General features: G+C 53.5%; 10 protein-coding genes. 1 reads left to right on the top strand and 9 read right to left on the bottom strand.

Going from position 1 to position 14,995, the window contains the following annotated elements:
• Positions 1-80: 80 nt before the first annotated feature.
• From FDW92_RS02695 to FDW92_RS02705, 3 genes are all read right to left on the bottom strand, one after another.
• Entirely contained in the window at positions 81-1,049 is a 969-nt protein-coding gene (locus FDW92_RS02695; protein WP_038642882.1) for a TerC family protein, read from the bottom strand.
• 268 nt (positions 1,050-1,317) lie between these two features.
• Positions 1,318-2,316, bottom strand: a complete 999-nt coding sequence (locus tag FDW92_RS02700; protein WP_042311121.1) for a Gfo/Idh/MocA family oxidoreductase — start codon at positions 2,314-2,316, stop codon at positions 1,318-1,320.
• A 72-nt stretch (positions 2,317-2,388) separates the two neighbouring features.
• Positions 2,389-2,889, bottom strand: a complete 501-nt coding sequence (locus tag FDW92_RS02705; protein WP_042311118.1) for a M48 family metallopeptidase — start codon at positions 2,887-2,889, stop codon at positions 2,389-2,391.
• Positions 2,890-2,971: 82 nt separating this feature from the next.
• Between FDW92_RS02705 and rlmG the strand changes: the two genes are divergently transcribed.
• Positions 2,972-4,108 (top strand): 23S rRNA (guanine(1835)-N(2))-methyltransferase RlmG, encoded by a 1,137-nt coding sequence (gene rlmG, locus FDW92_RS02710; protein ID WP_042311116.1) that lies wholly within the window; start codon positions 2,972-2,974, stop codon positions 4,106-4,108.
• 56 nt (positions 4,109-4,164) lie between these two features.
• Here rlmG and FDW92_RS02715 read toward each other — a convergent pair whose 3' ends face one another.
• The 6 genes from FDW92_RS02715 to ebgA form a co-directional block, all read right to left on the bottom strand.
• The gene (locus tag FDW92_RS02715; protein ID WP_042311114.1) at positions 4,165-6,183 is read right to left on the bottom strand and encodes an NADPH-dependent 2,4-dienoyl-CoA reductase; all 2,019 of its coding nucleotides are present in this window, start codon (positions 6,181-6,183) and stop codon (positions 4,165-4,167) included.
• A gap of 230 nt (positions 6,184-6,413) precedes the next feature.
• Positions 6,414-8,765 carry an alpha-glucosidase gene (gene ygjK / locus FDW92_RS02720; RefSeq protein ID WP_042311112.1) on the bottom strand — a complete coding sequence of 784 codons (2,352 nt, stop codon included), beginning with the start codon at positions 8,763-8,765 and terminating at the stop codon, positions 6,414-6,416.
• Positions 8,766-8,781: 16 nt separating this feature from the next.
• Positions 8,782-9,843, bottom strand: a complete 1,062-nt coding sequence (ygjJ, locus tag FDW92_RS02725; protein WP_042311111.1) for a protein YgjJ — start codon at positions 9,841-9,843, stop codon at positions 8,782-8,784.
• Between the two features lie 83 nt (positions 9,844-9,926).
• Positions 9,927-11,360: an amino acid permease gene (locus FDW92_RS02730; RefSeq protein WP_042311108.1), complete on the bottom strand. Its 1,434-nt coding sequence runs from the start codon at positions 11,358-11,360 to the stop codon at positions 9,927-9,929.
• A gap of 65 nt (positions 11,361-11,425) precedes the next feature.
• Positions 11,426-11,875, bottom strand: a complete 450-nt coding sequence (locus FDW92_RS02735; RefSeq protein WP_003828536.1) for a beta-galactosidase subunit beta — start codon at positions 11,873-11,875, stop codon at positions 11,426-11,428.
• Entirely contained in the window at positions 11,872-14,964 is a 3,093-nt protein-coding gene (gene ebgA / locus FDW92_RS02740; RefSeq protein ID WP_137400538.1) for a beta-galactosidase subunit alpha, read from the bottom strand. Before ebgA ends, FDW92_RS02735 begins: the two co-directional genes overlap by 4 nt.
• Positions 14,965-14,995 lie beyond the last annotated feature (31 nt).

Raw genomic sequence — 14,995 nt, forward strand, 5'->3', positions numbered from 1 at the left:
TTAACATTAATTTGACATGATAAACAAAAAGCCCGACGCACGCAGTGTGCTGTCGGGCTTTTTCAGCTAGCGGATGAAACTTACTGTATTTGCTGCTTTTTATCGTGCTGGTGATTAACCCACGCATTCACGACCAGCGTAACGAACAGAATACCGAACACCACGCCTAACGAGATAGCGATCGGGATATGATAGAAATCGACGATCAGCATCTTAATACCGATAAACACCAAAATGACCGACAAGCCGTATTTCAGCATGGAGAAACGCTCTGCCACGCCAGCCAGCAGGAAGTACATCGCACGCAGACCCAAAATAGCAAACAGGTTTGAGGTCAACACGATGAACGGGTCGGTTGTGACGGCGAAGATTGCCGGAATACTGTCGACGGCAAAAATGACATCACTCAGCTCAACCAGAATCAACACCAGCATCAACGGCGTGACGAACAGCAGTCCGTTTTTACGCACGAAGAATTTTTCGTCTTCGATGGTATCGGTCATGCGTAAATGACTACGCAGCCAGCGGACTAACGGTCTGTCGCCGATACCGGAAGCATCTTCTTTCGCCAGCGCCATCTTCACGCCGGTAAACAGCAGGAACGCGCCAAACACGTACAGCAGCCATTCGAACTGGGCGATAAGCCAGCTACCTGCGAAGATCATAATCGTACGCAGCACAATCGCGCCCAGTACGCCGTACACCAGTACCCGACGCTGTAACGCAGGCGGTACCGAGAAGTAGCTGAACAGCATCAGCCAGACAAAGACGTTATCTACCGCCAGTGATTTCTCGATCAGATAGCCGGTAAGAAACGCCAGCGCCTGTGGGTCGGCAACGGCGCGGCCCTGCGTTTGGGCCAGGTACCACCAGAAGGCGGCGTTAAACAGTAACGACAGCGTGACCCAGACGATGGACCAGGCTGCCGCCTGCTTCATCGACATGGTATGTGCGCCACGACGACCCTGTAGCAGCAGGTCGATGGCCAACATAATCACCACCACAACAGCGAAGCCGCCCCACAACAACGGTGTGCCGACAGTATTCATAATTCCCCCATGCATAAAAAAACGGCCAACGCCGAATGACGTTAGCCGTTGCTTTTTATGCATAGACCTTGCCATTCGGCAAGGTCTCACTTACAACAACAAAGGAATACGCTAGCGTATTCCTTTGTTGTTGCCCGGTGACCGGATGTGGTTTTGCACACATCGTAATGACGATCAACCGACAACGAAGTTACTCCCCTTTGCGGGTTACAAAATATTACAGGCCATGCATGCAGTCAATGGCCTGCAACATTTGTTTTACATACCTTTACGCAGTCAGCGATGTTACCGTTTCATCTGCCGGGAAAATCACGCCGGTCTGACGGCGAATTTCCGTTTGCAGTTTGGCGGTGATACGGCTGACGTTCAGTGCCGGATGATCCACTTCGCCGGATTCAACCAGATGAGCAAAAGTCTCTGCCTCATACAGCATCGTATTGATATGCTGAGGCACCGTCAGATCCTGCGTTTTGCCACCACGCGCAACGAAGCATACTTTCTGACACTCAGAGATATGCTCAATGACCAGCGAACCCGACTCGCCCTGAATTTCACTGGCTAATACCGAGTCGCTGACTTTGGAGTGCTGGAGTGTGACGCTGAAATCACCGTAATTAAGCACGACCACGCCGTGGGCATCCACACCACTTTCCAGCAGGCTGGCGCTGGCCTGAACGCTCTGCGGTTCGCCCCAAAGCGCAATCGCTGAGGCCAGGCAGTAAAAGCCGATATCCATAATCGAACCGTTAGAGAACGCCGGATTAAACGTATTCGGATTTTCACCGTCCAGATAACGCTGGTAACGCGAGGAGTACTGGCAGTAATTGATAAAGGCTTTCCTGATTCTGCCCACTTTGGGTAACGCTTGCTGCAGCAGCAGGAAGTTAGGCAGGCTGGCGGTCTTAAATGCTTCAAACAGCACGACCTGATTTTCGCGCGCGCAGGCGATAGCGGCTTCAGCTTGCGCCAGATTTGAGGCCAGCGGCTTTTCGCAAATGACATGCTTTTTGTGCTGCAAAAATAGCTCTGTCTGCGGGAAGTGCAGGGAGTTTGGACTGGCGATGTAGACGGCGTCAATCGCATCACTATTGGCCATCGCCTCCAGCGAGGTAAACAGGTGCTCGACGGGGTAATCGTTGGCGAAGGTCTGTGCCTGCTCAAGACTGCGGGAATACACTGCGGTTAACTTATACTTGCCGGTTTCATGGGCGGCATCGACAAACTGGCGGGTGATCCAGTTTGTGCCAATTACTGCGAAACGTATCATAAAGGCCTTCAGGCTGCTAAAAGGGATCCTTTCGTCAATTTAGCATGCCTTGAAGACAAAGCCAGTGCGCGACTACGCACTTTGCTTTAACGATTGTTGCGTTAACCACAGGCGGGTATCGAACTCCAGTTGATGGTACTGAGGTTCCATATGGCAGCACAGTTGGTAAAACGCTTTGTCATGCTCTTTTTCTTTCAGATGCGCCAGTTCATGGACCACGATCATACGCAGGAAAGGTTCCGGGGCATTGCGAAAAACGGTCGCCACGCGGATCTCCGCTTTGGCTTTTAGCTTGCCGCCCTGCACGCGGGAGACGGCGGTATGCAGCCCCAGCGCATTCTTCAGAACGTGGATCTTGCTGTCGTACATCACCTTATTCAGCGGTGGAGCATTGCGCAGAAACTGGTTTTTCAGATCTTGCGTATATTGCCAGAGCGCTTTGTCGGTCGCGAAGTCATGCGTACCCGGATAGCGCTTCTCCAGCACTGCACCCAGACGCTGCTCGCTAATCAAGGTTCGAACCTGGGCGAGTAAGTGCTCAGGATAGCCCTGGAGATAAGTTAGTTGGTTCATTAATGTCCACGCAAATCATAAAAGTGTATACTCACGCACCCTTTTCAGGGATATGCCGAAATTTTACCATTCAGGAGGGCCGATGAGCCACATAGACAACGGTTTCCGTTCGCTGTCACTTAAACGTTTCCCGGAGACGGATGACGTTAACCCGCTGCTGGCGTGGGAAGCGGCGGATGAATATCTGCTGCAACAGCTGGACGATACCGAGATTAGCGGCCCGGTGCTGATCCTGAATGATACCTTTGGCGCGCTGGGCTGTGCGCTGGCGGAGCACACGCCGTACAGCATCGGCGACTCCTACTTAAGCGAGCTGGCGACGCGCGAAAATCTGCGTCATAACGACATCGCCGAGTCGAGCGTCAAGTTCCTCGACAGCAACGCGGAATACCCGCAGGCGCCGGGCGTGGTGCTGATTAAAATCCCCAAAACCATGGCGTTGCTGGAGCAGCAGTTACGCGCGCTGCGTGAAGTGGTGACGCCGCAAACGCGGATTATTGCCGGAGCGAAAGCACGCGATATTCATACCTCGACGCTGGAGCTGTTTGAAAAGGTGTTGGGTCCAACCACCACGACGCTGGCGTGGAAAAAAGCTCGTCTGATCAACTGTACGTTCAGCAAACCTGAACTGGCCGCTGCTTCGCAAACGCTGAGCTGGAAGCTGGAAGGTACCGACTGGACTATCCATAACCACGCCAACGTTTTCTCTCGTACAGGACTGGATATCGGCGCGCGCTTCTTCATCGAGCACCTGCCTGCAAATCTTGAAGGGGAGATTGTCGATCTCGGCTGTGGGAATGGCGTGATTGGCCTGACATTGCTGGAGAAAAACCCGCAAGCCAGCGTGGTGTTTGTGGATGAATCGCCGATGGCGGTGGCGTCAAGTCGTCTGAACGTCGAAAGCAACATGCCTGAGGCGCTGGATCGCTGCGAGTTTATGATTAACAACGCGCTGTCCGGGGTTGAGCCGTTCCGCTTTAATGCCGTCCTGTGCAACCCGCCGTTCCATCAGAAGCACGCGCTGACCGACAATATCGCCTGGGAGATGTTCCATCACGCCCGCCGCTGTCTGAAGATTAACGGTGAGCTGTATATTGTGGCGAACCGTCACCTCGACTACTTCCACAAGCTGAAGAAGATTTTCGGCAACTGCGAGACCATCGCCACCAATAATAAGTTTGTGATTCTCAAATCGGTGAAATTAGGTCGTCGTCGGTAATCGCGTATGCCGGATGGAGGCGTGAGCGCCTTATCCGGCCTACGAAAGACATGATGTTAAATTTCCAGTGCCAGCCTCGTGCCTTGCGCGATAGCGCGGCGGGCATCCAGTTCCAGCGCCACATCGCAGCCGCCGATCAGATGCACCGTTTTACCTGCCGCGTGGAGAGGATCGACCAGCTCACGGCGTGGCTCTTGTCCGGCGCAAATCACCACGTTATCCACGTTAAAGATTACCGGTTCGCCGTTCAATACGACGTGTAATCCATCATCATCAATTTTCTGGTAACTGACCGCCGGGATCATTTTCACGCCGCGTGAGAGCAGGGTGGCGCGATGGATCCAGCCCGTCGTTTTACCTAAACCTTGCCCCGGTTTGCTGACTTTGCGCTGCAACATCACTATCTGACGCGGACTGCGGGATAAGTGCGGACCTTCAGGGCGTAAACCGCCAGGCTGCTGCAGGCTGGTGTCGATCCCCCATTCCAAACAGAACTCAGCAATGTTCTGGCTGGTGGGATCGCCTGGCTGGCTCAGATACATGGCGGTATCAAAGCCGATCCCGCCGCAGCCAATGATGGCAACGCGTTTGCCCACCGGCGCTTTATCGCGCAGGACGTCGAGATAGCTCAGCACTTTAGGGTGATCGATCCCCGCGATCGGTGGCATCCGTGGTTCGATCCCACTGGCGAGGATCGCCTCGTCAAAAGTTTCCAGATCGCGCGCGGTGACAATGTGGTTCAGTCTTAGCGTCACGCCCGTCACGTCGATCATCCGACGGTAGTAGCGTAGGGTTTCATAGAATTCTTCTTTGCCGGGGATCTGTTTGGCGATATTAAACTGTCCGCCAATCTCGCTATGGGCGTCAAACAGCGTCACGTGATGCCCGCGCGCGGCGGCATTAATGGCGAAGGCGAGGCCAGCAGGACCCGCGCCGACAACCGCCAGATTTTTCGGCACAGTTACCGCAACGATCGGCATTTTGGTTTCATGGCAGGCGCGTGGATTCACCAGACAAGAGGTGACTTTGCCGACGAAGATCTGATCCAGGCAGGCCTGGTTGCAACCGATACAGGTATTGATCTCATCCGACCGTCCGCTTTGCGCTTTTGACAGCAGTTCGGCGTCGGCGAGGAACGGACGGGCCATCGACACCATATCGGCATCGCCGCGGGCCAGAATGTCATCGGCGACTTTAGGATCGTTAATGCGGTTGGTGGTGACCAGGGGGATCGTCACATGACCTTTCAGCTTGCGCGTCACCCAGCTAAATGCACCCCGCGGCACCGGGGTGGCGATGGTGGGGATACGCGCCTCGTGCCAGCCAATACCGGTGTTGATAATGGTTGCGCCTGCGGCTTCTACAGCCTGCGCCAACTGGACTGTTTCCTCGAAGGTGCCGCCGTTTTCTACCAGATCGAGCATCGACAGGCGGAAGATAATAATAAAGTCATTGCCGGCACGCTGACGTACTGCCCGTACCACCTCGACGGCAAAACGCATGCGGTTGGCATACTCACCGCCCCATTCGTCGTCGCGCTGATTGGTGCGCAGGGTCAGGAATTCGTTGATGAGATACCCTTCCGAGCCCATCACTTCCACGCCATCGTAGCCCGCTTCTCGCGCCAGCTGCGCGCAGTGGGCAAAATCCTCAATCAGCTGCAGCACTTCATCGTGCGTCAGTTCATGCGGCGTAAAACGGTTGATGGGGGCCTGAATGGCAGAAGGCGCCACCAGATGCGGCTGATAGCTGTAACGCCCGGTATGCAGGATTTGCAGAGCGATTTTGCCGCCTTCGTCATGCACGGCATCGGTAATCACGCGATGATGCGCGAGCTGGCTGGTATCGTTCAGCACCGCGCCGCCTTCCATACCCACGCCGGATAACGCTGGCGCAATGCCTCCGGTCACAATCAGAGCCACGCCGTGACGGGCGCGTTCGGCATAGAACGCGGCCAACCGTTCTGCCCCGTCGGGATATTCCTCCAGCCCGGTATGCATTGAACCCATCAGCACGCGGTTTTTAAGCGTGGTGAAGCCTAAATCGAGCGGGGCGAACAGTGACGGATAGCTCATAAACGTGTCCAGTATGTAAAATTATTGTTATGTGGTCGGATGAGTTAATAATTTAGCCGTCGCAGCGTAAAAGGGAAAAGGGGAATGCCGTGATTGTGATGGGATTCAAAAAAGGAGTGGAGCCAGAGAACGAATTTGCCGGATGTCGGTGCAAGCGCCTTATCCGGCCTGTGAAAATGTGTCCTTGGTAGGCCGGATAAGCGAAGCGCTATCCGGCGATATGTCACAGCTTACTGTTTTTTAAGAAAATCGTTGTACAACATATAGAGATGCGCCGCGCTCCAGGAGAAATTCGGCGCGCCCTGTTGTGCGCCGGTCAGCGGGTTATAGTTTTCCTGAATCGGACCGTCAGCGGTGAGGCCTTTGGCGTGGCTGAAGAAGGTATCCGCCAGTTTTAAAGCTTCATTGCGATAGCCGTAACGCTCCATCCCTTTTAGCCCGAACCAGAACTGATCCACCCAGACGCGTCCGCGCCAGTATATGTCTGGGCCAAAGGCCGGATTGGTCAGCGCTGCCGTGCCAAGCGGCACAAAGGTGTTGAACTCATTAGGATCGAGCATCACCTTAACCACCGCATCCGCGTGGGGCTGCGTTGCTGCGCCGTTAAACAGCGGCGACCAGCCTTCCGGCCCTTTACCACGCTCGACGATCGGTTTACCCGCGCAGCCGTTCGCCAGCGGAATATCTTCTATCCTGATGTCATAGAAGAACTGGGTGCCAGGGTCGAACATGCAGGTATTGATGTAATCAGCCAGCTCCTTCGCTAACGACTGATAGTGTTTCGCATCTTCTGTTTTACCGAGGATGGTCGCCATCTCTGCCAGATAATGGTTGTCGCTGTACATGTAGCTGGCCTGATCAACCGACTCCTGCAATAGCGAGTAACCCAGCAAATTACCGTCTTTACCGCGGTTTTCGGCAAATTTCACCACCCAGTCGCTACGTTTTCCGCCGCCTGAGACGTATTTATCCAGTTGTTCTTTGTCGATAAAACCAAATACTGCCGCATCGTCACGACCGGACTCCCACGAGGCGGCTACCTGCGCTGGGATCTCGAGGCTGTCATACTGGCCCTTATCGATCACGGCGGCGTAGTTGTTCAGTCTGGAGAGGGTTTCTTCCTTGTCGCCTTTTTTCACCGTAAACAGCATTTCACCGCTGTCGGTATTGTGGGCTTTATCGCGCGTAGCGCCGTATTCCGGCACGCCGTTGCCGTTATGATCGCGGTTACGTAGCCACCAGTCGTGATACGCAACCAGCTTTGGATACATCTCTTCGAGCCAGGCCTTGTCTTTGGTGACGTTGTAGACCTCCATCACCGACCAGGTCGCCAGGCTGGGCTTGGTGTTGCGCTCGTTCCAGTTACCGCCGTCGCCGCCGCGTTCCGGGCTGAGATTCCAGGCAATCAGGTCGGGAATGAATCCGGCATCCTGCGCGCGAACCGGATCGTCTGGTTTAACCTGCCATGAGAAGACGGCGCGAATGTTCTCTTTGGCGATATCCGGGTTAAAGTGCGCCATGGCGAAGGCCTGCTTCCAGGTGTCCCACGGCCAGGTTTGGTTGCCGGAGAACCAACGTCCGGTGACCGATGGGGTCACGGTATTGTGTTTTACCGCACCGCCCGCTGAACGCCAGTTGCCGTTCAGCGTTTCAATAGCTTTAACCGCGACCCGGGTTTGTTCCGTTGTGGCATCCGGGTTGGTTAAGCCTTTTTGCAGATAATCCGCCCAGCGCTTTTGCGATGCAGCAAGATACCAGGCCGGACGCGCCAGAATATCGCGGATCTGCGGTTGCTCTTTCGCGACATCTTCGGCGGTAAGCAGATGAGAATAGGTGGTGTAGAAGGTGGTTGAACCTTTGATATGGGCTGTGCTGGAGAAGCGGTGACCATTGACCTTCGTCTTCATCGGCAGCGATTTATGTACCTGATATTCGGACTCACCGGAGGTGAGCAGATCCCAGGTTGAGCGCACTTTGCCGAAGGTGACTTTCAGGCCGTCGCGAGTGGCGGCAATTTTGCGCTGATAGCCAGGGAATTCGCTATCAATGGTTTTATCTGACAGCGCTTTTCCCTCTTTGGCTTCCAGCTTCGATAGCAGCTCGCCGTCCCACACCAGATCCAACGGCGTGTCGCTGGTGATTTTGGTTTCCAGCAGCGAGGTGCGGGGACTGGCAAAACGCAGCGTCATCTCTATTTGCACATGCTTAGATGACAGCTTTTGCACCAGCGCGCCCGGAATGCTGTAGGCCTCAAGCGCGAAATCGACCTTTTTACCGTGCTGGTACACCGTCAGACGGTCAAAATTATTGGCCATAAAATTGATGTATTCTTCGGTCAGCAACGCAACGCCCGGAAAGCCGCCCATCGTGGCGGGGCCGTCCGGCAGCAAATGACCGTGCCAGGCGCCAAGATCGAAGAAGGGATTAAAGCGCTGGTGGTCGTCGTGATCGTAGTCATGCATGTAGCCCGGCGCACCGGTGCGATTAATGATGTTTTTAAAGTCGTCAGCACTGGCGGCATGCGCGGAGAAGTTCATCAGCAGGATGCAGGCCAGCGGTGTAAGAAGAGGTTTCATGTTCATGGTGTTCCGGTCCTTGTTACCAATAGAAATATTGCATCAGGAAGATTTGGTCGCTCGGGTCGCCAGATGCATTCTGCATATAGAACCGGCTGTCGAAGGCGGTAGCGAAACGTCCGCCGCCGTATTCATACCAGATACCGAACTGCATAAAGGACGTGGTTTCGTCCTCGGCGCGATCCGGTCGGTGTTTGGCGTAACTATAAGCGGTGGAGAGGTAAATGCCTTTTAGTGCTTCATACATCGCGCTGACCATATAGCCGGTCTCGGTGCCGGGCACATCCAGCCCGTCGGCGCGGCCCGTGTGGTGCCAGGCGCGGGCGGCGAAGTTGGGTGAGAGGATGCCAGTCAGGAACAACTGTCCGGTACCATCCGTTATCTCCAGGCCGTTCATCCAGGTTACGCCTTCGCTCAGATCGTACTGGATGTAGCCGTTCATCATGGCCGGATAGGTATATTTATCGTCGTAGCGATCGTATTTACCAAAGTGCAGCCAGGCTTTGCTCTCGTCGTGGTGTCCGGCGGGCGTCGCGGTCACGCTGTAGCGCAAAGGACCGGTCAGGTTTTGCACCTTAATGGCGGTCATGATGTCGCGGGTATTAGGAATGACGTAGCCCAGGTCTGGAGTGAAATCCCCCCACCATTGCAGGTCATCCAGCGAAGAGTCCTGGCGCAGGCTGAGCATCAGCTCCGTGCCATCATCGGTGCGGTAACCACCGTAAAAGCGGTTGATCCCACCCTCGAATCCACCCCAGCTATGGTCAGGAACCCAGGCATTGCCCTGATGGTCCGCTTGTACGGTCCAGCCCTCGCCGTAAATCAGACCAAACCACGAGCCGTGTTTTATCTCCAGGCCACCTTCTATATAGGTACCATCGCTGTACTTATGTTTATCTTTTCCTTCTAAATCCATATATCCACCCATGCCCAATTCGCCATAAAAACGAAATGACGGGGAAGATATTTCGGGCGTTTTCGTATCGTCGTGTTCTGCAGGGCGAACTTCTTCTGCACCCAGAGAGGAGACGCAGAAAAAGGGCAGGGCAAGAATTGCCCTGCAACAGAGGCTAATGTTTTTCATGCTTCGATCCTAAGCCAAATAAAAGATAATTTTTATTGTTATAGCCTTGGTGAATATTTTTTATTGTTATTCTGTTTTAGTCATTAATTGACATCTGAAGCGGGGGCCGCCTCAATAGCCTTTTCTTCTTTGGTCAGCCCTTTGATGTATTTACTGTATTTCCACCAGGCAAAACCGAGGAAAATAACAATCCCACCGACGTTATAGAAAATAATGGTCATGATGTTACCGCCGGTCGGGAAGGTAGAGGCGATAAACCCGATGGTGAAAAGGACAATTAGCATCGATACCACAATAATGCCGGTTTTTTGCGAACCCATACGGAAGTCACGCGGTAAGTGATCCAGTTTTGCGCGCAGATTCAGGTAAGCCAGCATAATAAACAGCGGCGGCAGCATCGATGCGGCGGCGGTCATGTTGATGATGGTGTTCATTAAATCCTGCACGGTATTGGAGCCGAGGGTTGGGATAATCATCAGCGGGATAACGATCAGGAACTGGATCCACGCTGCGCGGGCCGGAACGCCATTTTCATTCAGTTCGACGGTTTTTTTACCGAAAATACCCGCCGGAATTTCAGAGAAGAAGATCTTCACCGGCGTGGCGGTCCACATCAGCAGAGAGCCGAACATCGCGGTAAAGGAGACCAGGCCGACAAAGCGGTTAACGATCAGCTCCGGCAGGCCGAAATATGCCGCCAGGCCGTGGAATACCTGCACTGAACCCCCGGTAAACTTCAGCTCTTTGCTGCTGACGAAGACGTTGATCAGCACGGAGGAGATGGAATAGAGCACGCCGATAAAAATCCCGGCAATGATAATGACCTTCACGAATGATTTGGAACCACCCTTGACGTCGTTGACGTACACCGCCACCGACTCCGCGCCGCCTGCCGCCATAAAGATCCAGGTGGTGATACCCAGGAATGCCCAGTTAAAATTCGGGATCATTGCGTCTACGGTGATAGGGTCAGCAGGCTGTACGCCGCCAACCAGCGCAGTACCCGCCAGTAAGATATAGGATAGCGTCAGCAGCAGCATCAACGTGGAGGTGACTGAGGTAATTGGTCCTAACATTTTTGCGCCGTTGGTCGAAACCCAGGTGGAGAAGGCAAACAGCACCATACTTAACACGGTAGTCGCGAACGGCGTCAGAATGTATTCGTAGCCTAAAAAAGCATATGAGGCGTAGGCGATAACGCGGGGCAAAAGCGAGGTAAAAAAGAACAGGTTAACGAACCAGTAGGTGTAGGCGGTAATAAATGCCCAACGTCCGCCCAGCGAACTTTTTACCCAAGCATAGACACCGGCTTCGGAGTTTTTATTCAGCGAAACAAATTCGGCGATGATTAAACAGAATGGAATAAAGTAGAAAATCGTCGCGAGGAAAAACATCGGTGCGGATGCCAGACCAAGCTCAATATTATTATTGATTACGTTATTAAAACTATAAACCGCGGCAAAAGTGAGTGAAAGTAAGCCGAACTTGCCGATGGTGTTACGTTTGGTATCAGACATAGCACATCTCCGATTCCTGATTATTATAGGGTACTGGCGGCGCAACGTCGGCGCCGCCTGTGTTTTTATTTATTATGAAAATAACCATCTTCGATGGTGACTTTGAGTACGACTTTTTTCACCGCGTTATTACAAATAAAACGATAGGCCTCATGGTTGTCACAAATAACCATTTGTCCTTCGTGCACTTCTACGGTTTTTCCACAACCTTTCAGATATTCGCGATCGGTTTCATCGCGATAGTATTCAACCACCTGGAGATCCTCTTTGGCGGCATACTCTATTTTTTGCTGTCCTTGGAGGTAGTAATGGATCTCAAAATAACGACGATGGCCGGTAAACAGCGCATCGGTCGCGGAGTCTGTTTCCACGCGGTAGCTCAGGGAATCACCGATCGAGTGGGCGACGCCTGGCTGAATATTATCAATATTTTCAATAGCCTCGACGCAGCGTTGCCATTTTCGACCCGAAGCATAGCGTTGCTGGAACTGCTCTAAGTTGTCGATGATCCTCATTTTGTATTCTCGCTGTGCAAATTCGTGGAAAAGAATCTGGTGCCAAAGGCGCGGTTGGCGGTGGTTTGAGCGCCAGACTCGCTGCCGGAAAACGGCAACAACGTGAAGCCGTAGCTGAATGATGTAAACCAGACGCGCCAGGAATCGAGCACCTCACTTCCCCACGAATTGGAACCTAATCCCAACAACTGGTGGTCCAGATTCAGGGTGATGTCATCGCTACGCTGTAGCGCGTTGCAGTGCTGTGCGGCGAAGATATTTTCTGGCGTATAGCGCCAGGCGCTCAGGTTGACAGGATGCTGTGGAACCACCAGAAGACCGTTGCCGTGGCGGTTGGTTAGCGTTGCCCAGCGCACGTCCTGACGATTACCGTTGTTTTGCGGGAACGGATAATTTTCGAACATCTCATCCACGCTGCTGCGCCAGATGTCGATGATGTTGGCCTGCTGGCTATCGGCATAGTTTTCACCGGGACCACGTCCGTAATACGCCACCTGGCCCAAATCACCGTTGATGCCCATCGTGAAACCGATGCACGGAATAATGTCCCGGTACTCGCCGTAAGGCTGGCCGGAAAGCTCTACGTTCAACTGACCGTCCGCGGCAATGCGCCAGCGATAGGTGCAGCGCATACCGAAATCGAATACCGGCGGGGCGATAATGGTCTGGCTGGTTATCAGCAGCGCATCATCGGTTTGCTCAAGGGTAAACTCGCGCAGATGCTCCTGCATAATCTGTAAATGATTCGGCTGCCAGAGGCCTTCGAACTCTTGCTTGTGGTTATCAATGGTCGGTTTGAAGAAATTAATCTTCGGCTCGCGGGTAATCAGCTCTTCGCCATTGACGTTCCAGGCGATCGGTTTACCTGTCAGCTTTGAGAAGGTCAGATGGAAGTTATAACCGCGAACGGTGCAGCTCTGGCGGCTGTCTTCCAGCGTCAGAGGGTTGGCGTTTTGCAGGCTAAACGGTACGGCAGCCGTCGTTCTGGCCTTCAGCTGGAACTGATACGTCGCGATGTGATGCCCGGCTTCGCTGTATGACGTACGGGAATCTTTCGTCACGGTGACGTTAAGGAACGCCTCGCGAGCATCCAGTTCGGGCAGCGCGCATTGCAGAAGCGTATCGCTGTTGGGAGGAACGTCACGCAGTTTTATCTGCTGAACAGAGAGCGTATCTCCTTCGGCGCGAACCTCAATATGCAAGGTGTAGTCGTCAAGCGTGGTGAACCACAGTTTGTTTTCTACCCGCAACTCACCGCGGGCCAGATCCTGTGCGCGAACCTTCACTGGCGCAATCACCTGCTTGTACTCTTGCAAACCCGGCCCCGGGGTTTGATCGGAATAAATCAGGCCATCAAGGCAGAAGTTGTAGTTGTTCGGATAGTCGCCGTAGTCGCCACCATAGTTGTACCAGACGTTGCCATTGTCATCCTTGGCCTGAATTCCGTGATCGCACCACTCCCAGACATAGTGTCCCTGAATACAATCATGCTGATAGAAGACGTTCTGATATTCCGTTAGCCCGCCGGGACCGTTGCCCATGGCGTGAGCATATTCGCAGATGATGCGCGGCTTAGGATGCGGATATTCACCAAACTCATTCATCAGCGGCACGCGGGTGTACATGGTGGAGATGATATCCACCACTTCGGCGTCACGATCTTCTTCGTAATGGATCAGACGCGTGTCATCCAGCGCTTTTGCAGCGTGATACATGGCGCGGATGTTACAGCCGTATCCGGATTCATTACCGAGCGACCAGATGACGATCGACGGATGGTTTTTCTGCGCATGGACGTGGCGCACGATGCGCTCAACGTAGACATTTTCCCACAGCGGATCGTCGGTTATCCGGCTGATATCGCCGATATTGGCGAAGCCGTGAGATTCAACGTCGGTTTCGGCCATCACGAACAAACCGTAGATATCGCACAATTCATAGAAGCGCGGATCGTTCGGGTAATGGGCGGTACGTACAGAGTTGATGTTGTGCTGCTTCATCAACAGCAGATCTTTTTCTACGCGATCCATACCGACCGCACGGCCTTTAAGATGATCGTTATCGTGGCGGTTAACGCCATGCAACATCACGTAGCGGTTATTGATGTAAAACAGACCGTCGCGAATTTTGATATCGCGGAATCCGACGCGCTGTGGCACGACCTCAAGGATGTTGCCGCTGGCATCTTTCAGCGTCATCACCAGATGGTAGAGATACGGAGATTCTGCCGACCACTGCTGCGGCGCGCTGACCTTGAAATTAAAAGCGGTATGCGTGTTTTTATCCACCTTCAGGGCGTTAATCACGCCGCTATGTAGTGCCTGCTCACCGTCAAACAGGGTGTATTCGAGCGACGCCATCGCTGGCGTGGAGGCCAGGTTTTCCAGCGCAATGTCGCAGGAGAGGGTGGCGTCGCGATAGTCATCATCGAACTCGGTGCGGACGGTAAAATCCTGAATATGGGTCGCCTGTTTGCCGACCAGATAGACGTCGCGGAAAATTCCCGCCGACCACCACATGTCCTGGTCTTCAACGTAGGTGGAATCAGCCCATTGCATTACGCGAACGCACAGCAGGTTGTCACCGGTTTTCACCACTGCGCTGATATCAAACTCAGCCGTCAGGCGACTGCCTTTACTGAAGCCAACGTACTGACCATTCACGTAAATCTCGAAGTAGGTTTCTACGCCATCAAATTTAATCAGCGTCTGTTTGCCCTGCCAGCCTTCACTGAGGGAGAAAATGCGCTGGTAGGCACCGGTGGGGTTATTGGTCGGAACGTAGGGGGCATCAATCGGGAAAGGAAAGCCTTCGTCGGTATATTGCAGCTTACCGTGTCCTTCCATCTGCCACATGGCGGGGACGGTGATGCTGCCCCAGTCGTTCATAAACTGCGACGTAAAGGCTTCTGGTACCTGTAGCGGATGCTCAAAGAACTGAAAATTCCACTGACCGCTTAACAGTTGAAAGAGGCTGCTGGTTTCGCGGGCAAACGAGCGAGCCTGCGCAACGGAGTCATAAGAGAAAAAATATGCGCGTGGCGCCAGTCGATTTTCGTGGATGAGCTGAATGTTTTCCCAGCGATTCATAAGGCCTCCCGGTGGAGAAAAATCGGAACCA

Origin of the sequence: Citrobacter sp. wls706 (assembly GCF_005281305.1) — a bacterium.
Taxonomy (GTDB): domain Bacteria; phylum Pseudomonadota; class Gammaproteobacteria; order Enterobacterales; family Enterobacteriaceae; genus Citrobacter; species Citrobacter werkmanii.